The organism is Vibrio phycocola (assembly GCF_053850235.1).
In genome coordinates this window covers 200,345-224,151 of sequence record NZ_JBSQDJ010000005.1, presented here as the reverse complement: position 1 = coordinate 224,151, position 23,807 = coordinate 200,345, and the positions used below count along the sequence as shown (strand labels likewise).

The 23,807-nt window shown below is 40.7% G+C and carries 24 protein-coding genes; 9 read left to right on the top strand and 15 right to left on the bottom strand.

Annotation, left to right across the window (positions count from 1 at the left end; genetic code table 11):
* Positions 1 to 232 precede the first annotated feature (232 nt).
* The 7 genes from ACWU4D_RS08670 to ACWU4D_RS08640 all read left to right on the top strand — a co-directional run bounded on the left by ACWU4D_RS08670 (position 233) and on the right by ACWU4D_RS08640 (position 9,268).
* A complete protein-coding gene (locus tag ACWU4D_RS08670; RefSeq protein WP_456051008.1) occupies positions 233 to 1,237 on the top strand; it encodes a TRAP transporter substrate-binding protein in 1,005 nt (334 codons plus the stop codon).
* Between the two features lie 101 nt (positions 1,238 to 1,338).
* The gene (locus ACWU4D_RS08665; RefSeq protein WP_456051007.1) at positions 1,339 to 1,833 is read left to right on the top strand and encodes a TRAP transporter small permease; all 495 of its coding nucleotides are present in this window, start codon (positions 1,339 to 1,341) and stop codon (positions 1,831 to 1,833) included.
* Positions 1,830 to 3,143 carry a TRAP transporter large permease gene (locus ACWU4D_RS08660; protein ID WP_456051006.1) on the top strand — a complete coding sequence of 438 codons (1,314 nt, stop codon included), beginning with the start codon at positions 1,830 to 1,832 and terminating at the stop codon, positions 3,141 to 3,143. Before ACWU4D_RS08665 ends, ACWU4D_RS08660 begins: the two co-directional genes overlap by 4 nt.
* An 85-nt stretch (positions 3,144 to 3,228) precedes the next feature.
* Positions 3,229 to 4,710 (top strand): mannitol dehydrogenase family protein, encoded by a 1,482-nt coding sequence (locus tag ACWU4D_RS08655; RefSeq protein WP_456051005.1) that lies wholly within the window; start codon positions 3,229 to 3,231, stop codon positions 4,708 to 4,710.
* Positions 4,711 to 4,718: 8 nt separating this feature from the next.
* Positions 4,719 to 5,804, top strand: coding sequence for a class I mannose-6-phosphate isomerase (locus ACWU4D_RS08650; protein WP_456051004.1), 1,086 nt, complete (start codon positions 4,719 to 4,721; stop codon positions 5,802 to 5,804).
* Between the two features lie 172 nt (positions 5,805 to 5,976).
* Entirely contained in the window at positions 5,977 to 8,397 is a 2,421-nt protein-coding gene (locus ACWU4D_RS08645; protein WP_456051003.1) for an EAL domain-containing protein, read from the top strand.
* Between the two features lie 106 nt (positions 8,398 to 8,503).
* Positions 8,504 to 9,268: a hydratase gene (locus tag ACWU4D_RS08640; RefSeq protein WP_456051002.1), complete on the top strand. Its 765-nt coding sequence runs from the start codon at positions 8,504 to 8,506 to the stop codon at positions 9,266 to 9,268.
* 88 nt (positions 9,269 to 9,356) lie between these two features.
* Here the strand turns inward: ACWU4D_RS08640 and ACWU4D_RS08635 are convergent, their stop codons facing one another.
* The 3 genes from ACWU4D_RS08635 to ACWU4D_RS08625 form a co-directional block, all read right to left on the bottom strand.
* A complete protein-coding gene (locus tag ACWU4D_RS08635; RefSeq protein ID WP_456051001.1) occupies positions 9,357 to 9,812 on the bottom strand; it encodes a DUF302 domain-containing protein in 456 nt (151 codons plus the stop codon).
* Positions 9,813 to 10,049: 237 nt separating this feature from the next.
* On the bottom strand, positions 10,050 to 10,637 hold the full coding sequence (locus tag ACWU4D_RS08630; protein WP_456051000.1) for a phospholipid scramblase-related protein: 588 nt from the start codon (positions 10,635 to 10,637) through the stop codon (positions 10,050 to 10,052).
* 121 nt (positions 10,638 to 10,758) lie between these two features.
* On the bottom strand, positions 10,759 to 11,106 hold the full coding sequence (locus ACWU4D_RS08625; RefSeq protein WP_456051069.1) for a DUF3465 domain-containing protein: 348 nt from the start codon (positions 11,104 to 11,106) through the stop codon (positions 10,759 to 10,761).
* A gap of 403 nt (positions 11,107 to 11,509) precedes the next feature.
* Here ACWU4D_RS08625 and ppk2 point away from each other — a divergent pair, with 403 nt between their 5' ends.
* A complete protein-coding gene (ppk2, locus tag ACWU4D_RS08620) occupies positions 11,510 to 12,322 on the top strand; it encodes a polyphosphate kinase 2 (RefSeq protein WP_456050999.1) in 813 nt (270 codons plus the stop codon).
* A gap of 81 nt (positions 12,323 to 12,403) precedes the next feature.
* Here the strand turns inward: ppk2 and ACWU4D_RS08615 are convergent, their stop codons facing one another.
* From ACWU4D_RS08615 to ACWU4D_RS08600, 4 genes are all read right to left on the bottom strand, one after another.
* Complete coding sequence (locus ACWU4D_RS08615) at positions 12,404 to 12,961, bottom strand: hypothetical protein (RefSeq protein ID WP_456050998.1); 558 nt, start codon at positions 12,959 to 12,961, stop codon at positions 12,404 to 12,406.
* Between the two features lie 52 nt (positions 12,962 to 13,013).
* Entirely contained in the window at positions 13,014 to 14,243 is a 1,230-nt protein-coding gene (locus tag ACWU4D_RS08610; RefSeq protein ID WP_456050997.1) for a DUF711 family protein, read from the bottom strand.
* A gap of 50 nt (positions 14,244 to 14,293) precedes the next feature.
* Positions 14,294 to 14,782, bottom strand: coding sequence for an AAA family ATPase (locus ACWU4D_RS08605; RefSeq protein WP_456050996.1), 489 nt, complete (start codon positions 14,780 to 14,782; stop codon positions 14,294 to 14,296).
* A 197-nt stretch (positions 14,783 to 14,979) separates the two neighbouring features.
* Positions 14,980 to 15,594 carry a DsbA family protein gene (locus ACWU4D_RS08600; RefSeq protein WP_456050995.1) on the bottom strand — a complete coding sequence of 205 codons (615 nt, stop codon included), beginning with the start codon at positions 15,592 to 15,594 and terminating at the stop codon, positions 14,980 to 14,982.
* A gap of 157 nt (positions 15,595 to 15,751) precedes the next feature.
* Between ACWU4D_RS08600 and ACWU4D_RS08595 the strand changes: the two genes are divergently transcribed.
* A complete protein-coding gene (locus ACWU4D_RS08595) occupies positions 15,752 to 16,228 on the top strand; it encodes an LEA type 2 family protein (RefSeq protein WP_456050994.1) in 477 nt (158 codons plus the stop codon).
* Between the two features lie 61 nt (positions 16,229 to 16,289).
* Here the strand turns inward: ACWU4D_RS08595 and ACWU4D_RS08590 are convergent, their stop codons facing one another.
* From ACWU4D_RS08590 to glmS, 8 genes are all read right to left on the bottom strand, one after another.
* Positions 16,290 to 17,633 (bottom strand): MATE family efflux transporter, encoded by a 1,344-nt coding sequence (locus tag ACWU4D_RS08590; RefSeq protein ID WP_456050993.1) that lies wholly within the window; start codon positions 17,631 to 17,633, stop codon positions 16,290 to 16,292.
* A 54-nt stretch (positions 17,634 to 17,687) separates the two neighbouring features.
* Complete coding sequence (locus ACWU4D_RS08585; RefSeq protein WP_456050992.1) at positions 17,688 to 18,002, bottom strand: DUF6693 family protein; 315 nt, start codon at positions 18,000 to 18,002, stop codon at positions 17,688 to 17,690.
* Between the two features lie 50 nt (positions 18,003 to 18,052).
* The gene (locus ACWU4D_RS08580) at positions 18,053 to 18,448 is read right to left on the bottom strand and encodes an ACT domain-containing protein (RefSeq protein WP_456050991.1); all 396 of its coding nucleotides are present in this window, start codon (positions 18,446 to 18,448) and stop codon (positions 18,053 to 18,055) included.
* Between the two features lie 31 nt (positions 18,449 to 18,479).
* On the bottom strand, positions 18,480 to 18,989 hold the full coding sequence (locus ACWU4D_RS08575; protein ID WP_456050990.1) for a DUF2301 domain-containing membrane protein: 510 nt from the start codon (positions 18,987 to 18,989) through the stop codon (positions 18,480 to 18,482).
* A gap of 123 nt (positions 18,990 to 19,112) precedes the next feature.
* Complete coding sequence (locus ACWU4D_RS08570) at positions 19,113 to 20,684, bottom strand: AMP-binding protein (protein WP_456050989.1); 1,572 nt, start codon at positions 20,682 to 20,684, stop codon at positions 19,113 to 19,115.
* On the bottom strand, positions 20,675 to 21,886 hold the full coding sequence (locus tag ACWU4D_RS08565; protein ID WP_456050988.1) for a glutamate mutase L: 1,212 nt from the start codon (positions 21,884 to 21,886) through the stop codon (positions 20,675 to 20,677). Before ACWU4D_RS08565 ends, ACWU4D_RS08570 begins: the two co-directional genes overlap by 10 nt.
* Positions 21,883 to 23,253 (bottom strand): hypothetical protein, encoded by a 1,371-nt coding sequence (locus tag ACWU4D_RS08560; RefSeq protein ID WP_456050987.1) that lies wholly within the window; start codon positions 23,251 to 23,253, stop codon positions 21,883 to 21,885. Before ACWU4D_RS08560 ends, ACWU4D_RS08565 begins: the two co-directional genes overlap by 4 nt.
* Positions 23,253 to 23,663 carry a methylaspartate mutase subunit S gene (gene glmS, locus ACWU4D_RS08555; RefSeq protein WP_456050986.1) on the bottom strand — a complete coding sequence of 137 codons (411 nt, stop codon included), beginning with the start codon at positions 23,661 to 23,663 and terminating at the stop codon, positions 23,253 to 23,255. Before glmS ends, ACWU4D_RS08560 begins: the two co-directional genes overlap by 1 nt.
* Positions 23,664 to 23,807 lie beyond the last annotated feature (144 nt).

The following is a 23,807-nucleotide window of genomic DNA, read 5'->3' as shown; positions in this document are numbered from 1 at the left end:
TACCTCAATTTCAATCAAAATGTGTACATTTATTGACCCAACTCACACGATTAACCAAAAGATTGGTCAGGACACTTAATTGTGAGGTTCGTCATTTGGCCTTACCAAAAACATCTTTATACTAAGCTCCATGTCTTAAATATTACTTTTAAAATTTCAATCAATTTTGAAGACATGAGTTGCATAGTTTTAACTACCCTACAATCAAAAAATATAAACAAGGAAATGTCCTATGTTAATTAGTAAGAAATTTAAAAAGGTCCTTAAAACGACGGTAGCAAGCGTAACGTTTGCAGCTTTGGCTACTTCAGCAGCTTCAGTAAGTGCAGAGACACTTCGTGGCGCGAGCATGTTTGATGATAAACATACATTTACTAAAACAATGGTGAAATTCGCTGAATTAACTGAACAGTATTATAAAGGTGATGTTGAGTTCGATTTACGTCTCAACGGCGAATTAGGTGTTGAGAAAGACTACGTGACTTTCTTAAACCAAGGTGTGGCAATTGATTACACCATCTTAGCACCTTCAAATATGGCTCGTTTCGCTCCTTCAATTCCACTTATGGACATGCCATTTTTATTCCGTGACTTAGACCACTGGAACACAGTACTGTCTAGCGACACTCTTGCACCATTAGAGCAAGAGCTTGCTGATAAAGCCGATATCGTTATTGTTGGTTATGCTGGCGGTGGTACTCGTAACCTGATTTCAAATACAAAAATCAGCAATATGGATGAGTTAGCTGGCCACAAAATGCGTGTGATGGGCGCTCCAATTCAGGCTCAAATCTTTGATGCTATCGGTGCAGCCCCTTCTGCTATCGCATACAACGAAGTCTATAATGCGATTCAAACCGGTGTAGTTGCTGGTCTAGAAAATGAAGCGGCAAGTATCCAAAACCTTAAGTTCTACGAAGTTGCGCCTAACGTAACACTTACTGCTCACACAATTACCGTACGCCCAATCGTATTTAGTGGTAAAAGTTTCCGTAAGCTTCCTGAAGAACTTCAAGCTGCAATCATGAAAGCAGGTAAAGAAGCCGGTGATTACGGTCGTGAACTAGAATCTCGTGAAGACGGCATTAAACTTAAGCAAATGGCGGATGCTGGACAAATCCAAGTATCTGAGTTTGAAGGTCGTGAAAAACTGCTCGATATGGTTAAACCTGTTCAAGATAAATTCGCAGCAAGTATCAATGCAACTGAATTACTTGAAGCTATCCGTACCAAGTAATGCTTATTAATCTTTATTTTAGTTAATCATAAATATCTTTGAGGCCTAGATTGGCCTCAAGGATATTTTATTGTTTACGAAATAGTTGTTCGAGGTTCAATATGATCAAGCGCCAGCTAACGTCGCTTTGCACTGTGCTAAAAGTCATCTTAGGTGTCTTAACCGGCGCACTTATTATTCCCGTCGCAATGCAGGTTCTCGCCCGATATACAGGAATTATTCCAGTGTATCTTTGGACTGAAGAACTCGCGACATTCATTTTCGTTTGGGTCGTAATGATAGGCTCCGTTTTAGCTGTTTGGGAAAATACCCACTTTGATGTTCAAGTTCTGCCTGACAGTAAAAACCCACTTATCTTGCTGATTCAAAAATCCATTGTATACGTTGCTGTGGGTGGATTTGGTTTCCTATTCTCTTGGTATGGCATTGATTACGCGAAATTTGGTTCTATCCAACATTCAGTAATGATGAATGCAAATCTACTGATAACCCACATTACCATTCCGCTCGCTGGACTGCTTTGGGGGGTATTCTCATTGTTAAACCTTGCCGAAGCATTTCAAGAATACAAAACGAATAAAAGGGCGACATCATGATTCTTTCTACTGGAATAGCCTGCGCTTTATTAGTTGGCAGCTTCCTACTTCTGGTTATATTACGTGTACCTGTTGCCTTTGCATTAGGTATTGCCACCCTACCTGTCGTTGCACTAGATATCAGGTTGACTCCTTTTATTATCATCGACCGAATGTTCCAATCTTATAATTCTTTCATTTTGCTCGCCGTTCCATTTTTCTTACTCGCGGCAAACCTGATGAATGCCGGTAAAATTACCGATAAACTTATCGATTTGGCTCGAGTATTAACAGGTTGGATGCCCGGTGGTTTAGGCCATGTTAACGTTGCCGTATCAATGCTATTTGCTGGTATATCGGGATCATCAACAGCCGACGCAGCTGGTTGCGGTAAAATCCTAATTCCAGCAATGATTAATGAAGGCTATGACCGCCGTTTTGCTATTGCGATTACCGCTTGTTCTGCCGTTATGGGCGTAATTATCCCTCCAAGTATCTTAATGATTGTTTGGGGTGGTGTGATGCAAGTATCAGTTGGTGCTCTATTTCTCGCTGGAGCAGTACCTGGGTTTATGATCGGCTTTGCTCTCATGGCAACCGTATATGGATACGCGAAAGTGTATAACTACCCGATTGCCATGAAACCAACTTGGAAATCGGCTTGTACCGCGTTTAAAGGAGCAGCCGCTGCGATGTTAACGCCTGTATTCGTTATATACGGTATCGTTGCAGGAATCGTTACTCCAACAGAAAGTGCCATTATTGCAGCAGGTTACTCGTTGTTCCTCGGTATGGTGATTTATAAAACAGTAACACCACGCCAAGTCGGAACCATCCTTTATGACACCGGACGTTTTGCATCAATTTCACTGTTTGCAATCGGTACCGCTTCAGTATTTGGTTGGTTATTGGCGTACTACAACGTACCTCGCTTAATAATCACCTTTATGACTGATATGGAATTTGGAACAATCGGAACGTCGCTTGTTATTGCCTTCTTGTTTTTATTCTTTGGCCTGTTTATTGATGCGATTCCAACCATCATTATCTTAGGTACCGTATTATTGCCGGTGGCGGCTCAAGCAGATATATCTCCAGTAGTCTTTGCAATTATCGGAATTATCTCTTTAGCATTTGGACTGGTGACCCCGCCATATGGTTTGTGCTTGCTCATATCAGCCTCGATAGGTGGAATGAACGTCGTTCAAGTAATGCGAGAAGTCATCACCATTCTCTTACCGATGCTGCTTATTTTACTGTTGATTATTATGTTCCCAGAGATTGCATTATGGCTTCCACAAAAGCTGATGCCCGGCGCTTTCCCTAAATAACAGCTTCACCCTAAAAGAGCGCTTTAATTAGCGCTCTTTTGGTTGTATCACTCATTTCTTAATTTACATCCAATAGGATACTAACGTGGCTAAAAACATATCGAATACCCCTTTGAACTCACATGTCATAAATCCAAATTATGATCGTTCAAATCTTAAAACCCGCATTGTCCACATCGGCTTTGGTGCATTTCATCGCGCACACCAAGGTCTTTACACCAGTGAGATGATTGAGAAAACAGGGTCTGATTGGGGTATTTGTGAGATAAACTTATTTGGTGGCCAACTGATTAAACAGTTACGTGAACAGGACCATTTATATTCCGTACTTGAAAAGAATACCGACTCTAACGTATCTAAAATTAGTCGAGCTGTGATTGAATCCGTCCACCCGATTCATGATGGGAAACAGGCGGTATTAGATAAATTAGCTGAACCGCAAGTCGCTATCGTATCAATGACCATAACCGAAAAAGGGTACTGCGCAGATCTCAGTACTGGGCATTTGGATTTTAATAATTCTCTTATCATTTCTGATTTAGCTAACCCACAAACCCCCTCATCTGCCATCGGATATATTGTTGAAGCATTGAGAATTCGCAAGGAATCAAACATTACCCCATTTACGGTCATGTCTTGCGATAACATCCAGGAAAATAGCCATGTCGCCAAGCAAGTAATTCTTGATTACGCAAACGAACTTGATACTAATCTCGGTAACTGGATAGAAAAAAATGTCACATTCCCTTGTACCATGGTCGACCGCATTGTTCCCGCCATTACTGAGGCAAGCCTTGTGGAACTTACCGAGAGCCTAGGCGTTGAAGATCCTTGTGGTATTGTATGTGAACCGTTCAGACAATGGGTTATCGAGGATAACTTTGTAAACGGCCGCCCAGAATGGGATGCTGTTGGTGCTATGTTTGTTGCCGATGTCATTCCTTTTGAAAACATGAAGCTTCGTATGCTCAATGGCAGCCACTCATTTTTAGCCTATCTTGGTTATCTTGCTGGATATCGCTATATCTATGAAACCATGGCCGATGAAGCCTTTCGTCAGGCTGCGTTTCAATTAATGAGTGTTGAACAAGCCAGCACATTATCGATGCCAGAAGGTACTGATTTGGCGGAATACGCGAACTTACTGATTTCACGATTCTCAAATGCAAGCGTGAAACATGAAACATGGCAAATTGCGACTGATGGCAGTCAGAAATTACCACAGCGTATGTGTGAATCTCTGCGTTTCCATATCGAAAATGGAACCTCTGTAACTTGGCTTATTCTTGGCATTGCTGGTTGGATGGTTTACGTTGGCGAAACCGATGAAAAAGGTGAGCAAATCATTGTCAATGACCCAATGCTTGAACAATTAAGAGACGCTTATAAAGGGGCTGAAACCGCTGAAGAAATCGTATTATCACTACTTCGCCTCAGCAATATTTTTGGCCAAGATTTAATCGAGAATAAAACGTTCGTTACCGAGCTTATTTCAGCCGTTAACGAGCTTAAAACAAATGGCGCGAAAGCACTAATTACCAAAACATTACAACTTCAATCTGAGTAACTAGGCTAATGAATTATACAAATAAACTTGTTCGATTTACCTCAAATCGCGTTTGGCGGACCTATACTGGGGGTAAAATCCTCGACCAATTAGAGCAAAAGTCAGTACCTGGTGATACTCACTTTCCTGAAGATTGGATTGGCTCGACCACTCAAGCGGTCAACCCAGATCGAGAACACATCGTTGAAGGTATTTCACATGCTGTGGTTGGCGATGAATCCATTCGTTTTGACGAACTCCTCAAATCTGACCCAAGCTACTTTCTAGGTGAAAAGCATAATAAAGCGTTTGACCTTAACCCTATGTTGTTGGTTAAGTTTCTCGATTCGTCGGTACGTTTACACTTCCAAGCTCACCCTACCGCGGAATTTGCGCGTGAATACCTAGACAGTAATCACGGTAAAGCTGAGGGGTATTATATTCTTGATATTCGCGAAGAAGTCACTAACCCCTATGTCTATGTTGGATTTCAACATCCGCCATCTCGAGAAGCGTTTAAAGAGATGATTGAAACGCAAAATATCGACGCAATGGAAGAGTGCTTCGAGAAAATAGCCGTAAAACCAGGGGATTGTCTGTTTATTCCCGGTGGTTCACCTCATGCCATTGGTGAAGGTATTTTGATGGTTGAAATAATGGAGCCATCTGATTGGGCCGTTCGCTTTGAATTTACAAAAGCGGGTTATACGATGCCGGAAGAAGCTCGGTTTATGAGGCGTGGCCTAGATTTTTGTATGGATGTGTTTGATTTTGAAAAATTATCTGTAGAAGAGACCGTTGAGAAGTTCTTTCAACAACCTTCGGTGAACCATCGTTATTCGGATCAATCATTCCAAGAAACCTTGATAGATGAAACCGTAACCGATAAGTTCCGTGTGAAAAAATCGACAATACAAGGTAGCGTTGAAAAATCTGAAAACGATTTTTACATCGGCATCGTGGTTGAAGGTGAATGCACAATCAAAATTGGTGAAGAAACGACCCAACTCAACAAATTTGACCGTTTCTTCTGCCCTGCTGGTATCGAATCAGTAACGATTACCTCTGAGTCAGGCGTGGAAATTTTGGAAAGCTACCCTCCAAAAACCGCATAACTCTGCATTTTTAACCTTATAATACTCAAGTGCCATACTGAATGTTCAGTATGGCACTTTTATTAGTATTCTATGTAATATCAACAATATCGTATTAATTAGGAGAACTATCAACATGAGTCTCATTTATGAACTATAGTAGAAACAATGGATTAATTATTGAGAGAGACAGATGGTAGCTCGTCTAATCATATTCGCTTTATTCTGGTCTACTTTTTCATTCGCAAACTCAAGCATTCCAAATGTGCTTTTCCTGCATTCTTACGATGAACAAAATGGATGGGACCAAGGGATAAAACGTGGTTTTAACGAAATGTTAAACGCACATACCACAGTCAATGTTTACCACGAATACATGGATGCGAAACGATTTCCACACGTTGCTGAAAACGAAGATTTTTATCTCTATCTGACGAAGAAATACGAAAATAGAAAACTCACTGCAATGGTCATTGCCGATGATCCAGCAATGAGCTTATACTTGGATCATTCATCCAGTCAATTTCTGTCAATTCCAATATTTTTTATGGGCGTGGGTTATCCTGACCCTAGAATTTTTGCATTAAATCATGTTAAAGGTGTTCTTGAAAATAGAAACCTTGCACAAGCTATCATTGATATCAAATCTACCCTAAGTCAAGACGAATTGATTGTTTTAAGTGACAGTACTTCAACTGGAATTGCATATCGAAAAGAACTGCTTGATGCCAAGCAGTCTCCCAATGCTCCTCAAACTCTGCATTTCCTCACTGATATGACGGCAAAAGAACTCACCGTTGCATTGAGAGAATTCCCAGACACAACGCCAATTCTTGTTGCAGGGCAACTACGAGATCCTATTACAGACGAATTGCTTCCATGGGAACAAGCCTATATCGAATTAGGTATGAAACCACATAAAAAGCCTTATTTCGCACTACTACCCAGTGCATTACGCCACGGTGCTTTCGCTGTATTTACTCTCGATCCTATTGATCACGGCGGGCAAGCAACCCAGTTATTAATCGATTACCTCAATGGAACAAAAATTGAGCACATTCAATCAATTCTTAAAAGTCGTAATTCATGGGTATGGCATTTCGATCAACTTAAGCGGCGCAACCTCTCCCTAAAAGAATTACCTCAAGGTTCGAGTATCATAGGAAAAGAGAAACCTAAATATGAATTCAACCTAAGGGAAATCCTAGTTTATCTCGTTATCATGGCGTCATTTTTCATAATTATAGTTCTGTTACTAGTGATGATTAGAAACGGTAAGCGCTCAGAAGCCGCATTAACGGAAAAAGTCTCGTTAACAGAAAAGCTCGAATATGAAGCCAGCCACGATTATCTAACGGGTTTAGTCAACCGACGTACCTTCAACGCTCGCCTAAAGCGGTATGAAAAAAAACGTTTCTTATCTTTCCCAAATAGAAACATTTATATCGCATTTTTAGACTTAGATAATTTTAAAACAATTAATGATACTGCCGGACACATGGTAGGAGATAGCTTGCTTTCGGAGCTCTCCAAATTGATGTCACAACATTTATCCGAAATTGATGTTTTCGCAAGACTTGGCGGTGATGAATTTGGTTTGATTCTTCCTGATCGCACACTGCAAGAAATCGAACTCCTCTGTACAGACATGATCTCGACGGTGAAAGATTACCGTCTGGTCTGGAATGATGCCAGCTATGGTGTTGGAATTAGTATTGGTGTTATTCGATGCGACGAAGGAGACTGCCAAGAAGTCCTTATGAGCCTTGCAGACATCGCCTGCTACAAAGCAAAGGACATGGGTAAGAATTGCACTTACTTTTCCAATTCGCGCGATAGAGGCATGCAGACCGAGCAGGTGCAAATGGGATATATCGCTGATATCACTGGAGCACTTGAAAATGAACAATTTTTCCTAGCCAAACAGCGTATTCTCCCACTTTCACCTACGAATAATGCACCACACTACGAAATACTTCTTCGCTACAATGATAAAGATGGAAATCCGGTGCCTCCGGGGCTCTTTATCCCTGTTGCTGAGAAACACGGCCTTATTACATTAATCGATAAGTGGGTCGTTCAAACGATTCTCAGCCAATATACTGAACTTTTCGCTGACGAGAACCCAATTGTTTCCATTAACCTTTCTGGCGTTAGTTTAAGTAACGCAAGCTTCCTTAGTGATGTGCTTGAAATGGTTGCTAATTCTGACGTAGATATGGGGAAAGTGTGCTTTGAAGTCACGGAAACTGCGGTTGTTTCTCATATTAACCGAGCAATTACGTTTATCGAAGAGCTTAAAAAAACAGGGTGTAAATTTGCCCTAGATGATTTCGGTAGCGGTTCATCATCATATGGATATTTAAAAACTCTTCCGGTCGATTATCTAAAAATTGACGGCAGTCTTATTAAGTCCATTATCGATGAGCCGATCGATCAAACTATCGTTAACTCTATCAATGAAATTGCTCATGAGATGGGGATGGAAACGATCGCCGAATTTGTCGAGAATGATGAAATACTCTCAATTCTTCGCGATATAGGGATCGACTATGGTCAAGGTTATGGCATTCATAAACCACAAACTTGTATTAAATCAACGCCTCACATATAGAGAAATCTATGATTGGAATACACAACCCACAACTCTCTATTCATCATCTATTAAGATTCGTTGAAATATTGTATTATTGAGTTATATACACTTAAGGTAATATAATATGACAATCAATTATCAAGCAGCAGCTGCTGAACTCCTTAGTCGACGAGTAGCTGGAACAAAAGCACCACGATTAACTGAAGAACTACGCCCAAGCAACACTGATGAAGCACTCGCTATTCAAGCTGTAATGGCAGAGACAATTGACGATTCTATTGGCGGTTGGAAATGCTTATTACCACTTGCAGAAGATAAGTTTATTGTCGCACCGATCTTCTCCTCACTCATTGAAAAAGGCGACACGTGTAATTTATTCGCAGACAATGGCGTCGTTCGAGTTGAACCTGAAATTGCTTTTATACTGTCAAAAGCATTACCCGCTAATCCTAATGGCTATACTGACGAAGAAATCAACGAAGCTATCGGCTCTTGCCACATGGCGCTGGAGTTAATTCAATCTCGCTTTGCCGACGATAGTGATGCTGAGTTTTATGAACGACTTGCTGATGGTCTAGTAAACCAAGGGGTATTCATTGGTCCTGAGATTAACCGTGAGAAAGCATTTGCTGCGGCAAACATCGACATCACTATTACCCAAGGTGAACAGGTTCAAACATTTGCTGGGAAACACCCTAACCCGCTTCCTCAGCTGCCAATTTATTGGTTGATCAATTTCATGACTCGTCGCGGTGTTGACTTCAAGGCTGGAGAAGCCCTGATTACTGGCTCATATTGTGGTATTGCCGAAGTTGAGTTTGACCAACTAACGACCATTGATTATGCAGGACTTGGCCAATACCAGGTTCAATTTAGCGCTAAGAAATAACCAGTTAATAAAAGGGAAGCACATGTTTCCCTTTTCACTCTCTAAACTTAGAACCCAAATACTATTTTTTCTAATAAAGTGAGATACATTAATTTGTAGATGCAGCCTTAGCAAAGTTACCTAATGCTTTTTCAATGTTAGCCAACACTTTTTCACAGCCTTTGATGCCGTGCTTTTGTTCTAGGAAACGTGGATCATTATACGATATCCAAACCTTCTCACTTTCATCTTTCCAAATAAGCGCTTTCTGTGGAAGATCGATAGCAACACTCTGCTGACACTTCATCAAAGGACTGCCAGCTTTAGGGTTACCGAATATCAATAACTCAGTATCACGTAATTCAATGCCGACATCACTTGCACTTTGAGAGTGCTTAATGCGGTTAAATACCGTCATACCTTTCTCTTTTAAGATTCCTTCCAATCGATCAGTCGTCTCGACAACATCAAATGTACTTTCAACATTCACCATGCCTTCGACTGAAGCCGATGCAGGCATCGCAATCGGTAACAGAAGCAACGCAGAGAGGATTAACTTTTTCATTTTTTCTCCTTTGATCGGCTTTACACCCTTATTGTTGTAATTTTCGCTGATTTTCCTTTATCTATCATTACGATAAATGAAAGGCGAGCACACCTTTTGTAGAAATCAACGCAAAGGAATAGTACCTTAATGCGACTTCTTATCAAATAAACTGACTTATCCATTGACTCAAGGTCGCATTATTGATTCATTAACGATCACTAATTTACATTCTAACTGTCATAGAAGCGCATTTATCTATTCTTTTAATACCATGTCGATGCACATAACCGCAGCCAAAATTAGCTTTCTAATATCATCATTTTCTGGAACATCCTCTGAAATTTCGAGCATATAGTTATCAGCGCTGGTAAACATCTCTTTTCCCACCCCTGACCATTTTTTTGAAACATGAGCGTATTTTTTCCCTTCATGCTCGAAAGAGAAGTTCCAACCAGTCCAACTTCCGGCCAGCGTACAGATAACCTGTTCATTCTTATCATAGACATCAAATTTACCGCCAATCGAGTAGAACTTTTGAGCAAATCCACCAATCAAGTTATTGTCGTGATCTCTAACTTCAACTTTTGAAAGAAAAATCGACATCCCACGCTGTACACGTACCACTCTTTCATTGTCGGGTGTTCTGATTTGTACATCAAATGGCGTCATTCGCTTATAGTCGGTAAACCGCGCCAGCTTCGTTATGAACCCTAATGTCGGTTCACGACATTCCATAAGTATTTCACCCGTTTCAGGATCATAAATATCAAAGTTATTTGCCGCTTTAAATATGCCAACATGCTCTTTTACTAGAAACAAATTTCTATTCGTCACATTATTCATCGAAAACCTAATATCGCCTTCGGCGAAAAAATTCAGTCATTTAGGTGATAACAATACCAAGCTCACCAACCTAAGTGTGTTAGAGGTTACACAATCAATCTATTGCATTGATCTATCTAAATTACTCGTAGGTTTTCCCATTATGTCGGAGCCAACCACCTTCATGTTTACCCCTTGGGTCATGATGGGTCCAGTGAACAACGCCACCTTTATCATTCCACTCATATTCACCTGCGAACTCCAGCTGATCGCCCTGTTTAAGTGCATCAATTCTTGGTGCTAGATCGATATTATGAGCAAACAAAAGCTGCCTTCCAGATGCCAGCTTTAAAATGAACTTTTGGTGGCGGCTGCCTTTTAAATCGTCGGCTAATAGTTTAACAACAGTACCGACACCACTAACTTGAACATCACTTTTTTGACTCTTGAACGCGCTCTCAATAAGCTGATCTGAACTCGATGCATCTATTTTAACCTGAGCACTGTTCGCCGACTTATTTTGACTTTTACCAGAGCCAAAATTCTCTTGATAATAGGTAATGGCACTTAAGATACAGATGATGACGATTAATAGTTTTCTTTTCATTTTTTCCTCTTGCGCCACTCAAGGCAAAGGTTAGTGCGAATCAGCGTTCTAACGCCCAGCCACATCAAAATTTTGAGCTGTTAGAATGACATAGTTGGCACTTCCATTACCATAACTTCACGCGGTCTCATTTATCACGTTTCATATATGACACAAATACAAAGTGACGAACCAATTCAACCAAAAGAAACCCTTATCGGTCATTCCCCCTATAGCAGATTGCCGCTAATATAAGTTATCAGTTTATTCATTCGGCCAATTTCTATTCGCTCACTTGGAGAATTCAATGGGAAAAAACAAAAATAGCGCAACGGACACTGTCTCAAGAAGAATGAAGAACAAAGAATATGAGCCGGAGCTTCGAATACTTCATGGTGAGCTGGTTAAGTTGCAACAGTGGGTTGTTGAGAAAGGGCTAAAAGTTTGTGTCGTCTTTGAAGGCCGAGATGGTGCTGGGAAAGGGGGATCAATAAAAGCAATTACAGAGCGTGTCAGTCCACGTGTCTTTCGTGTCGTTGCCCTACCTGCTCCCACTGACAAAGAAAAATCCCAGTTATATATGCAACGCTATATTCAACATTTCCCATCGGCCGGTGAAATCGTGATTTTCGACCGCAGTTGGTATAACCGAGCTGGCGTTGAACGTGTAATGAATTTTTGTACCGAAGAAGAAACTGACCGCTTCTTAGACGTTGTTCCCACCATCGAAAAAATGATGGTCGATGCCGGCATTATATTAATAAAATATTGGCTTGAGGTTGACCCCGAAGAGCAAGCCCGCCGCTTAAATGACCGCATAGATGATCCGAGAAAGATTTGGAAGTTATCACCAATGGACATGAAATCTTTCGACCGCTGGGATGATTACACCAAGGCGCGGGACGAAATGTTTGCTCGCTCTGATGTACCTTGGGCGCCTTGGTACGTTGTCGACTCCAATGACAAAAAGCGTGCGCGGTTGAATATTATTAGTCACCTACTCGATCATATTGACTATAAGAAAATTGATACTGATAAAGTCAAACTACCTAAGCGAGAAGTGAACCAAACCTACACGCCTGCAGATTATCCATTCAAGGTGATTCCAAAGGTTTTTTAACTTGGAAGTGGTTTAAGATAGAGCTTTTCTTTGGCAATTAACGGCAATTCGTATTGATAACCAATGCGAATTGCCGTTTTTTTACTGACTCGTTTCACATGCCAATTTGTAATAGTGATTATTATTAAACTCAAAGTGCTTAATCACATTCAGCGGCGTTTTCTTGGTGTGAGCCTCGTATGACCTTGGGTTGATCTTATTGATGAAGGTTACCATGATCGGATAACGCTTCGACATCTCTGCCAAAGAGAAGTGGAAAACCTTCTCGAATACGCCAGAGCCTCTTACACTTTTATCAACACACACTGGCCCGTATTGATACGAGTTATCTTTAGTGATGACGTGTTCCGAATAAGTAGAATCGTCTAAGTTCGCGATCATGTATTGAAACATCGGCCATTGAGACCAAAAACTCCACGATGCTGCCATGGCATACGCGACGACTTTATTGTCTACAACAGCGATAAATAGACCTCTTTCATTCTCTATCAAATTGGTTAGATGCTCTTTCGTAAATGCCGTGGTAATAAACCCATCCGATTTATCTTCTTCACTGATCGAATCCACTTGATAGCGATAGTGAAGCTCCAATACATCGTCGATATGCGCCTTTGTTGCGATTTTTAGTTCAATGTTCATCTCAATTCCAATCTACGTTGATTCGTTTGTCTGATTTTTCTAAGCTTTACGATCAGGGCACGGCAAGCACCGTACAATTGCACAGATCATCACTTTCAAATTCGGTGATATCCCCCGCTTCCAATCCTGGAACTGGAAATAAACGAACCGTAAGCGGCTTGTTTAAGCGATAAGCCATCGTCCCGGTATCTCTCATTAATGCGGCAATTTTGTTATGCGGCGTATTTCCTGGTATCGGCACTGTATCGAGTCCGATGCCGCACACTGCGCTATAAGTCAGCAATGAGCGAATATCGAAATCGGCATTATTACTCCCTTTCGCAAGCCCTGTGTCTTCCGTCAAGGCCAGCATCAGCCCAGAGAATCCCACCAAATCAACCCCTTGAATCGACTTAAATACCTTGGTTAACAATGAAGAAGCTTCTACTGTCCCAGACGCGCCAAAATATTCGACACCTAACTGAGTGTAGATATCGGCCATACTTGAGCAGTACTTCGATGGTGCTGCTGAGCTGTCAAAACCCGCAAATGAATACGGTTTTTCAAACGAGGCGCTTTGAATCAATTGATGAACTTCGCCGATGTGAAATTGCAAAGCTTCACTCATCACATCAAAATAGCCTTTGAACTGACTGTTATGATCTTGTACTTGATGAGCAAGATTGTACGTTTGAAGCACGTTGACCAACAGATCTGGTGTTTCTAGCCCAATAACAAATTTATTACCGAGCCCTGAGTGATGATAACTCGCGGGAAAATAAGGAATCAGAGGCTGACAATTAAAGTTAACCGTGAAATTAAAATTACCTTCTCCTCTTGGAGTTATTTCACTGATTCGTTGCATTGCACTAACAGAGTGTTGAATCAGGCGGTTGTCTAGCACACCAAATTCATCTAGACCAACATTGACGCAAACATTACATAAATCCCCGAATTCGCGAACTAATTCTGGCAATAATTCAAGTTCATGCTCTGTTCTCGCCTCTCCAATTGCAAAACGAATTCTAAGTTTGGATTCATTAGAGGCATTAAGTATGTCGCTTAGATACGTCAAATCACTTTGTGCCGTTTCGAGCGATGTGGTATCGAGGTACTCTCCGAATGGATTGGTCACAATCCTGATAGACTGAACCTCATATCCAGCATGGTGAAATTGTTCAGCCAAGTTTAAACAAAATAAAGAGGCTTCATTTATTTGAGCATCCCATTGTTCTTTGCGTTTGTTCAATGAAATAAAGGTAGTAATAGTCCGTACTTTGCACAGTTTTTTATCTGTATACATTGCCGCTTAACGTCCTGATAAATTGAAGATTTAAATAGGGAAGCTCTGAGTTAAAGTTTGAAAATTCGATCGCACTCGCTTGCATCGGGCTCTTCAAAAAATTCATCGAAAAAGGCCACATCTTTCTCTTCAATTTTAAACGAGTGTTGGTCACTGCCCTGATTTCTCTTTTGATTTCTCTCGAGACGAATATCTAAAGGGATATCAAAATAATATTGGCGTACCTCAATACCTAACTCTTTATAAAAATCAGAAATGTCTTGGCGAGTTGAACACTCCCAAAAGCCCCAATCTAAATACACATCTACCCCGTTTTTGACCAAGGTTGTCGCTAAACGTTGTTGGTAATCTCGGCAACCTGAATACGTACTGTCGATCTGGTCACGGGTGGGTTGAGGACCGAATAGATCAAGGTGCATTTCATCAATAGAAAGAAAAACTGCGCCCTCTTCGCGCTCCATTTTTCGAGCAAATGTGGTTTTGCCACAAGCCACTTTCCCAATTAAAAGTACGACTTTTCCAAAAGACTGACTCGACATAATAAAACCCAGACTGTGTCGTTAGATGAACTGAATACGGAAATTTACATGTAATATTTCACGAATTCTACTTATTCACTAAGGTGCTTAACGTGATGGGTTCACTATAATTAGGCGGCAGTAACTATGTCAATCAAATCGCTTTGAACTAGTTCAATTATCGGATTGACATAGCTAGGAGTTACATTGGAAGAAAGTTATGCAATGCTTCGGATCGCATCGACGGTTGCTTGCGGATTTTGATAATCGACAGGTATATTATAAATCTTCTCTGAAGACTCCATGCAAACAGATGGGAATCCATTACCACCCAACATACGAGAAAAATTAATCTCTTCCAATAATGCTTGATGCACTTGTGGCGAAGTAAAGTCTTCTTTGAATTTTGTTATATCCAAGCCGATATTTTCAGCCAAGCCAATGAGAATATCGTTATCACTTGGATTCTGCGCATGTAGATAGTAAGCATGTTGAATGGCTTCTAGCATTTGCTTTTCAGCACCCTGCATACGAGCAGCTAACGTTGCGCGACAAGAAGGATACGTCGAACGACGAGGTGTGTTCTTTTCCCAAAATTCGTAGTTAAACTCTGTCCCTAGAAAATTCTCGATCTTCTTCCAATAAGACGCTATTTGCCGCTGCATTTCTTCAGGCATTGGCTCATCGGTATCTGGAGCCAACCCACCGAGAACGTAAATCACTTGCACGTCATTTCCGAGCTTGCGTTCAATCTCATTCCATACGGGTTTATAGCCCCAACACCATGAGCACATTGGATCATAGATATAATAAATTTTCTTCGACGGTAACATATTCTCATCCTTTAGTTATTACATTCAAACAGTAACAAAAATTTGCTGAAAAAATTAGCTTTTCTTTATCCAGACAACCAAAGAGTGCGTTAATCGATGAATATGTTTATTATAAACCTTGAATTCAATCGTAATATTTACTGTCTAAGGTGAACAAATGTTTGTATGGAAGTCACTGGTAATTGCCACAATTGTCTTACTCAGCGGATGTACCAACGTATTGAAACTACAAGATTTGGAGGTCGATCTAATCAACATAGAGCCTATAAGTATGACCGGGCTCTCTCCTCGTTTTGCGATAGAATTATCGGTATTAAACCCCAATGCCCAAGATTTTGAGATTAACGGGGTGAACATGCAGCTTAACATTGCCAATCAGAAAATTTTCACGGGTGTATCTAATCAGATACCACAACTAATGGCGTATAGTGAAACGCCCGTTACCATCGAGGCAAACGTGAACTTAGTCGAAACCTATAAGCTGTTTGCTTACTTAAGCCAGCATATGAATGATGATATTAAATACCTACTCACAACGACTATCGATCCCAAGGGGTTTGTCAGTTTTAATGTCAATAATGAAGGCATTTTAAATGAAGAGTTGATTCAAGATCTTATGGGTAAAAAACAATAGAGAGTCGATATCATCGCCATCCGCCGATACAACTTTCGGCGGATTATTTAAATCCAACCCATCACACCAAACTGCGCTTCCACTTTCCTCCGTGCATGCGTATATGAAACGGTACACCTTTAATTAACTCTTCCAGTAACATCAATCCAAATACCCAAACTGCACTCAAATCCCAATACAGAACAAATAATGCTGACAATGGGACAATGATAAACCATTGCGTAAGCGCATGTATTTTGAATACATGCTTGGCATCGCCACCTGCACGTAACACATTACCACAAAACGTATTTGATGCTCGGATATAAGGCAAAGCGACAAGAATAGGCATAAACAACCACAATGTCTCCAATGTCTCTGACTGCAGTTCTGGGTACATTAATTCAAAGAGATAAAACATACTCAAATAGGCAATGGACATCACGATGCTAATATAGAACGATACCGTCCACGCTTTACTAATAAATCGGTCGAGAATATCCCAAGATTTATTACCCAGCAATTGGCCAACAATAATACTGGTTGCTTGTGCCCACGCTGTTGATAAGTGCCCCGCCACCTTTATCCAAGGTGCAATAAGTGTTAACGCGGCAAATTGGTTCACACCAAGCTTTGCATAGATCAGCATACAAAGACTACTGGCCAAAACGCCACTTATGAACGTTCCCGCGATCGGAGTTGTATATTTCAAATGGTATTTGATGTCAGCAAAGGTTAATTGTTCAGAATTGACCTCATTACTACCGCCATCCTGAGGCTGATTTCTAAGATAGAACAGAGTAAGAAACAGCGTCCGACACGATACTGCCACCACGGTGCCTAGTGCGGCACCGGTCAATCCCATTTCTGGGAACCCTAAGAAGCCATATATCAGAACAAGACTCGTAATCACATTGACCGGTAACTCAACAATGTTCGCGTAAAATGGAATTCGACTATTTCCGATTGCGTTGAAATACACCGTGATGTTTTGACATAGCGCCACTCCAATAGTGACCACCGAGAATACCCTCAGGTAGTCATACGCCATATCAGCCATCGCATCCGTATCGGCAATCGAGTGAATCAATGGCTCAGCTAGTGTAAAAATAAACGCTATACCCATAGCAGAGATAATACCGTTTACCATTCGGCCAGAACGGAATCCACGACTAACAGCCAATGATTTACGTGCGCCAAATGCTTGAGCTAATATCAGTTGGCTGCCATTCGAAAACGCAAATAGAAGCCCTAATATGATACCGCCAATACTCGCGGCAAGCCCCATCGCCGATAAGGCTTCTTCACCCAACGGTGTCACCATGACCGTATCAATCACCAATATCAATTGAAGTAAAATTGCATTCATGGCAATTGGCCAAGCCAATGTAAACACTTTCTTTGTGCCGGGTTGCGCGTGAGTCATTTAGTTTTCTCTAAGGGTAAAGATAGGAAGACAAGCTAAAGGTCGTAACTTGATTTAATTCGATTCAGTATTATTTAACGCATAATTCCATACCTTATAAAAATAAAAGGCATACCCTAAACCTAGGGTGAGAATGGAAATGATCATCCACAAAATAATATGACCAATATTACCAAACATATTAATGTTACAGGTCATCTTTGTTGCTCTGCCCTGATCATCAACAAACTCTGAACGGTTTAAAATAAACTTCGAGAATGAATACGGATAAAAGAACAGCGCGATTCCGGCGGTTATCACCGTTAATATAAACCAAATAATTAAATGTCCTAAAATATCTAGCGTACCAACATCCGCTCTGATTTTCATACTAACTCCTAGTTAAACAATTGAATTATATTAATATTACAACTTCTGATTTATTCGTTAAATTCTTTCAATGCCGCCAGAGCCAATGTCGCATCAGCCACCGGCACAAAGATGTGGTCGTGATAATACGCCGCTATCACATTTGCACTTATCTCGTTCGACGCAAGCTTGGTTGCAACAGCGGCGGTAAGCCCTACCGCTTCTAAACTCGAATGAACCGTTAATGTAAGTTGGCGAAATGCGCCTTCAAAAGATAATTTCGCCTTTTCAGCTTCTGACTTTTCAAGAACTAACGTTAATCCTTCTGATTCAATAAAAGTCGCGATAGGGTTCAACCCTACACATTCGCTTAATTTTTTATCTACCGTACAAAACACAAATTCCTGATCCAATAGCTTCGGACTCATTGTTTGCAGCAGTTGATCTAAATCGGTAATACCTGACATCTTCAAACCTCTTAAAGTATTCGATAAGTCGTTATATCTCGTAACGAGTCTTATCACCCATATCAAAGTGCAACGGCATGCGCCATTTTGCGATGGTGACAATCAAAAATAACAATCCCGACAGCGATGCACTAACCTTGGCAACCAATTCCCAATCACACGCAAGCCCAAACCAAAGTAAGGCGACTAGAATCGGTTGTAAACGTAGCCCTGGGATTTGAAAACAAAAATACTCTTTGTAGCACAAGCCACCTAAGGTAATAAAAATCCCACCAAGTCCAAACATTGGTGCGCCAAGAATAAAACAAACAAGCCCGACCCAAGTCGCGAACTGCAACAATAGGCGAAAATTTTTCATATAAATGTGTAACGAAGAAGCACACATTGCACCACATAGAAACAGCAATGACTCAGCGGGAATAGGAAGCTGCCAACCTAATGCAATGACCATAGGTCCTGCTAGGGTGAAACCCAATCGATATATAATGATCGTTGTGTAGTCAAGCCAGTCCATTGGCGATTTAATGTGGGGATCTGCCATGTCACACTCCTAATATGATCGAATGAAAATGCCAAAGGTAGGCAATCAACAAAAAAGACCAAATACTCACTTTTCTAGTGAAATATTTGGTCTCTTTAAAGAGCACTCATCAATGGCGTAATACTAACCTGCTGATAGTTCTTTCTTTAAAGCATCTTTATTAACGCTAAGCTTGTCACTCTGCATTAATGGCAGCGAGCGCTTATAGATAACACGGGCAGGAATCATATACGATGCGAGGTGTTTCTTAAGCTCAAATAAAATTTCTTTATCACTGATTTCACTCGCCGCCGAATAAACTAACACGATCTCTTCTTCTATCTGCTCATTGCTGACACCAAATACCGCACATTGGGTAATCTGAGGTAAGTTTTTCGCCACAACAGATTCAACCTCTACAGGAGAGACACGGAAACCCCGGGTCTTGATCATGTCATCATGACGGCAGACAAAGTACAGGTAACCTTCTTCATCTTTGTAGACATAGTCACCGGTTGCCACAACCAATTCGTCGGTCAGTTGGCCTTCAATATTAATAACATCTTTTAATATTTGAACCGATTTGAAACGCTCTGCACTTTGTTCTGGCGCATTCCAATAACCACGATAAATATAGCCACCACGATGAATCAGTTCCCCTACTTCTCTTGGTTGGCACTCTTTACCCTCTTCATTCACCACATATAACTCAACATCAGGAATCGCTTTACCGATAGAGTCAGGGCGAATTTGAATTTGAGAAGGATCGAGATAGGTAGAACGAAATGCTTCGGTCAAACCATGCATCGAAAAGAAGTTCGCTTGCGTGAATGTACGTTTGCAGTAATTAATCATCTTCGCTGAAACATTGCCGCCGGAAGACGTAATTATGCGCAAGTTATCGAACAAATCAGCACTCGGAGTGCGATTTAAATCTTCATCAAATATCTCTGAAATGTGCACTGGCATCAACGCCAAAACCGTCACTTTGTCATCGATAAGATGATTGAAGAAGTCCGTAGGTAAAATAAAGCGATGCAAGGCTAGCGTCGCTTTCTTGAACAATGCACAAAATATCTGATTCAAGCCATAGTCGAGGTTGAAGATCAGCAATCCTGAAATAACGTCATCTTCCTGTAGACCCAAATATTGCGACACAACAGCTGCTGAATCAGTCAAATTGCGGTGAGAAATCACGATACCTTTCGGTTTGCCTGTTAAACCAAATGAATAGGTGATGACTGCATTATCGTAACTGTTTACCTGACACTGATAAGGCTTGTTGTAATACTTATAAATCTCTTCGAAACAAGGTATGTCTTGCTCGACGGGTTCATAAGCAATGACATGACCTTCGAAATTAATCTCAACCAGATTTTCTAACTTAAGCTTATCGGTAATCACACACTGAATATCGCAATCTTTAATGATGTACTCAACTTGCTCAGGTACGAGCATTTTAGTGAGCGGGACTAGAATGCAATCGGTCGATAAGATAGCGAGCGTTGCCACAACTTGTTCCAAGCACTTATCTGAGTAAATACCGATTCTTGCCCCACTAGGGAGATTCAATTCACTCAAATAGAAAGCGACTTGATTAACTCGAGTGAGTAACTCACTATATGTCATGCTTTTTTCATTAAGAACTAAGGCGTTTTTGTCACCATGACTCTTTGCCGCATCTTCAAGCAGTGCTCGTACCGTATTTATCGACATATGTTTTTCTCCTTCGCTCCAAGAGTCCAAATATCGTAATTACTATCAAGAATTGCAGTTGGCTTATGATCGGAATTCAAAATCTTCTTATAGAAAAACACAATAATGTCTTCCACTTCAGCAACCGACAGCACTTTCGTAATCCCGCCTGTAAACACTATCGAATTTATCGATTGCAGTTTGAGATTAATGTAGGCTTTACGATAATAAGACATCTTGCATAGCACCAAAAAGATCGCTAACTGCATCAGAATCTTGTTGGTTCGTTCGTCATTCTCGTTAAAAACGTTTTCCGTCACTTTCAGATGCATCAATAACTCGTAAACAAACTCGTTATTTTTTGCCGCAAAGATCAGAGATTGGCGAGATTTATACACACCCAGCTTCTTAAATACCAAACGATCGAACTCATTTTCCGTTACGATATTTTCATCAACCAAGTCTTTGGAGTAATGCACATCCGTCGTTGCTCCACCAATATCAAGCAGAATAAATGGGTTTGCGACGCTAAACTTACTGTCGATTAATGGCAATGCCTGATTAACGATATAAGGGGTCGAGAAAATTTGGTTAGCGGTTTTCTCGTATAAATCCTTGATGTCCTCTTTACCTTCAATATCTTGCTGATAAAGGTTGGTCAGGTAAGTCTTCAAGTGCTCTTCTACAATATGTAGACGCTCATCGATAACATTAGGAAGTATTTCGATATTTTTAATGTTTGCTTGAATAGACGGCACGTCCTTCTCAGTACCAACGTACACAATATTCGAATAGTTCAACTGCTCAACGTAGTTGTACAAGCTTTCATCAAAAATATTACTGTGTGAGTCAATGCCACCAACAATGATCACAACATCAATCAAGTCACTCGGAATGGAATACTCTTCAATATTCTGCAGCAACACGGTATCGATGATATTGATACCAGAGTTAAATGCGATATTAGTGGCATATTTTAAAGAAAACGAATTTGTGACACCAATGATTAAGGTACTTAACCCACCGTTAGCAGACGAACAAATATGCACATCCTCTTTGGCAAAACGATCGATTGTTGCGCCACACTTATACATTAAGTCATCTAAAATCGACTTATTAAAGTTTCGAAAATGCTGTTCGATCTTTTCCGGTGAACTCACCTTGAAATACGTGCTTCCTACATCGATAAACAGTTTTTCGCGGTTCTCGGGTTTATTACTCATTGCATAATTCCTATATCGTGAACGATGTCATTGACGATACTGGTGGTATCTTTGGTTAAATCACATTGGGCTTTTTCATACGCATAACAACGGTCTGGGATCGGCACATTGCCACGATCAATAATACGAATGTTCTTCTGCGCATCACGGATAGTAATCATATTATTGTGATTAATAATATGTGGTGAGAATGGCACATCAACCGTTCCGTTCTTAATGGAGTTAAACACCTTTCGCCATAATGTATCCGCTGGATCATTAAATACCGCTTCCATAATGGCTTTAACTTCTAGCGTTAGAATCTCTTCTTCTTCTGGATCTACATAAGAAGGTAAACCGTGAAGCATCCCCAATGTGTATTGAGTGTTTGCTACCGTTTTAGCGTTCGCTTCCTTAGTTGGGATGCCTGACGCTTCTTCACGCGTCTTAGTAATAATTTTATCTGCGCCAACCATTGCAGCAATAACCGTAGAGGTATTAATTAACTGCTCTGCGAAATTTTTATTGGTTGGGAATGCCCCCATCCACTGGTGATAAACTAAGTGAATCGCTGCATCACCACAGTTAATCTGTTCTGCGTAGTATCGAGCAAGTTTTTTCAGCACTTCGGCAGTCACGATGTCTTGCATCATAGACCCTTGCTGAGCAAACGATACCGAGAACGACTTAACACCTTCTTGTAGTGACAGCATCATTTCCAGCAACTGAATAACAATGGTAATCGACGGTGGAACCAAGGTAGCCGTTAGTGGGCCAAATGATTCACGGTTAATCGGCTCATTAAGCTCTGAATAGTTCGCACAAATACGCTCAACATATTTCCAATAAAGGAACGCTTTATCCAGTGGGAAGTTTTTAGAATAAGGCAATAGATAGGTGATCGGACCGCCTTCAATATCAAAGATACCTGACGCTAACGCTGTTTCAATCAACAAACGTGCATCTGGTGTACCGTGACGTAAACTCACTGGCTTGTTGAAATGTGTCACCATTTTTCGGGTGGTACGATAGCCATGATTGATCAATGGATACCCGTTAAGCATATCAACGTCGTTTTCTTCACTAAGGCGCAGCATCTTGCTTGCGGTTGCGTAATCATTCAAACGAGTATTTGAATCGACAGTCAGTGGCAACACATCCACATTTGAATTCACAAAGAATTCGCTCAATTCAAATTGCTTTTTATACGTCGGAAAGCCACCACGCGGCTGAACCAGCATTTTGTTTTTCGCTTTGGTTTTAAAATGGTGCGAGATAAACAGATCTTTACTGGCACCAGTAATGAATTCCTTCACTTCTGCAAAATCAAAAGAATCTACAAATTCGTTACTAAGAATGATTTCTCGTTCTTCCTGCAAAAGACTCATTATTTATTTCTCTCTTCAATCAAATCTTCTAACATATCAATCCCTGTGTTTAAGTCGATTTGATGACACACGATATCAAATCCATAATTTTTATAGCGCGGGACAATATCTTCAGCATTGCCCGTACCCACCACAAGGTTGCCTCCGATCATCATGATCAGATCGTCTATATTTTTGTATTTCGATTTGATCGCTTTGACTTCGCGACCCCAACCTTCCGCTTCACCATTGAGGGAAGAAATCAACAATACTTCGGCGCCCGTTTCTACTGCGGCATCAAAAAACTCTTCCAAATACGTATTTACACCAAGGTTAAACACTTCATAACCTCGAGCTCGTAACGAAAGATCAATCAATCGATTGGCTACTACGTGAATGTCGTTACCCACGACGCCTGTTACTACCTTCATCGCTCTACGTGCCCTTTACGTTTATATGGTTAATTTATATGTGTTAATATTACCAATATTCTTGACCGAGCAACAGTCGATACTCGCTTGCTTAGGGCATATATCATAAATAAATCATTCTCGGCGAACCTAACTTAGAAAAGG

What these genes read in the sequence shown, in the direction of transcription:
- ppk2 (WP_456050999.1), top strand. Translation starts at nt 11,510, where the DNA reads ATGGGAAAAAACAAAAATAGCGCAACGGACACTGTCTCAAGAAGAATG.
- ACWU4D_RS08595 (WP_456050994.1), top strand. Translation starts at nt 15,752, where the DNA reads ATGTTTGTATGGAAGTCACTGGTAATTGCCACAATTGTCTTACTCAGC.
- ACWU4D_RS08615 (WP_456050998.1), bottom strand. Translation starts at nt 12,961, where the DNA reads ATGAACATTGAACTAAAAATCGCAACAAAGGCGCATATCGACGATGTA.
- ACWU4D_RS08635 (WP_456051001.1), bottom strand. Translation starts at nt 9,812, where the DNA reads ATGAAAAAGTTAATCCTCTCTGCGTTGCTTCTGTTACCGATTGCGATG.
- ACWU4D_RS08650 (WP_456051004.1), top strand. Translation starts at nt 4,719, where the DNA reads ATGAATTATACAAATAAACTTGTTCGATTTACCTCAAATCGCGTTTGG.
- ACWU4D_RS08630 (WP_456051000.1), bottom strand. Translation starts at nt 10,637, where the DNA reads ATGAATAATGTGACGAATAGAAATTTGTTTCTAGTAAAAGAGCATGTT.
- ACWU4D_RS08665 (WP_456051007.1), top strand. Translation starts at nt 1,339, where the DNA reads ATGATCAAGCGCCAGCTAACGTCGCTTTGCACTGTGCTAAAAGTCATC.
- ACWU4D_RS08640 (WP_456051002.1), top strand. Translation starts at nt 8,504, where the DNA reads ATGACAATCAATTATCAAGCAGCAGCTGCTGAACTCCTTAGTCGACGA.
- ACWU4D_RS08585 (WP_456050992.1), bottom strand. Translation starts at nt 18,002, where the DNA reads ATGAAAATCAGAGCGGATGTTGGTACGCTAGATATTTTAGGACATTTA.
- ACWU4D_RS08670 (WP_456051008.1), top strand. Translation starts at nt 233, where the DNA reads ATGTTAATTAGTAAGAAATTTAAAAAGGTCCTTAAAACGACGGTAGCA.
- ACWU4D_RS08605 (WP_456050996.1), bottom strand. Translation starts at nt 14,782, where the DNA reads ATGTCGAGTCAGTCTTTTGGAAAAGTCGTACTTTTAATTGGGAAAGTG.
- ACWU4D_RS08610 (WP_456050997.1), bottom strand. Translation starts at nt 14,243, where the DNA reads ATGTATACAGATAAAAAACTGTGCAAAGTACGGACTATTACTACCTTT.
- ACWU4D_RS08560 (WP_456050987.1), bottom strand. Translation starts at nt 23,253, where the DNA reads ATGAGTCTTTTGCAGGAAGAACGAGAAATCATTCTTAGTAACGAATTT.
- ACWU4D_RS08570 (WP_456050989.1), bottom strand. Translation starts at nt 20,684, where the DNA reads ATGTCGATAAATACGGTACGAGCACTGCTTGAAGATGCGGCAAAGAGT.
- ACWU4D_RS08600 (WP_456050995.1), bottom strand. Translation starts at nt 15,594, where the DNA reads ATGTTACCGTCGAAGAAAATTTATTATATCTATGATCCAATGTGCTCA.
- ACWU4D_RS08660 (WP_456051006.1), top strand. Translation starts at nt 1,830, where the DNA reads ATGATTCTTTCTACTGGAATAGCCTGCGCTTTATTAGTTGGCAGCTTC.
- ACWU4D_RS08565 (WP_456050988.1), bottom strand. Translation starts at nt 21,886, where the DNA reads ATGAGTAATAAACCCGAGAACCGCGAAAAACTGTTTATCGATGTAGGA.
- ACWU4D_RS08580 (WP_456050991.1), bottom strand. Translation starts at nt 18,448, where the DNA reads ATGTCAGGTATTACCGATTTAGATCAACTGCTGCAAACAATGAGTCCG.
- ACWU4D_RS08645 (WP_456051003.1), top strand. Translation starts at nt 5,977, where the DNA reads ATGGTAGCTCGTCTAATCATATTCGCTTTATTCTGGTCTACTTTTTCA.
- ACWU4D_RS08590 (WP_456050993.1), bottom strand. Translation starts at nt 17,633, where the DNA reads ATGACTCACGCGCAACCCGGCACAAAGAAAGTGTTTACATTGGCTTGG.
- glmS (WP_456050986.1), bottom strand. Translation starts at nt 23,663, where the DNA reads ATGAAGGTAGTAACAGGCGTCGTGGGTAACGACATTCACGTAGTAGCC.
- ACWU4D_RS08575 (WP_456050990.1), bottom strand. Translation starts at nt 18,989, where the DNA reads ATGGCAGATCCCCACATTAAATCGCCAATGGACTGGCTTGACTACACA.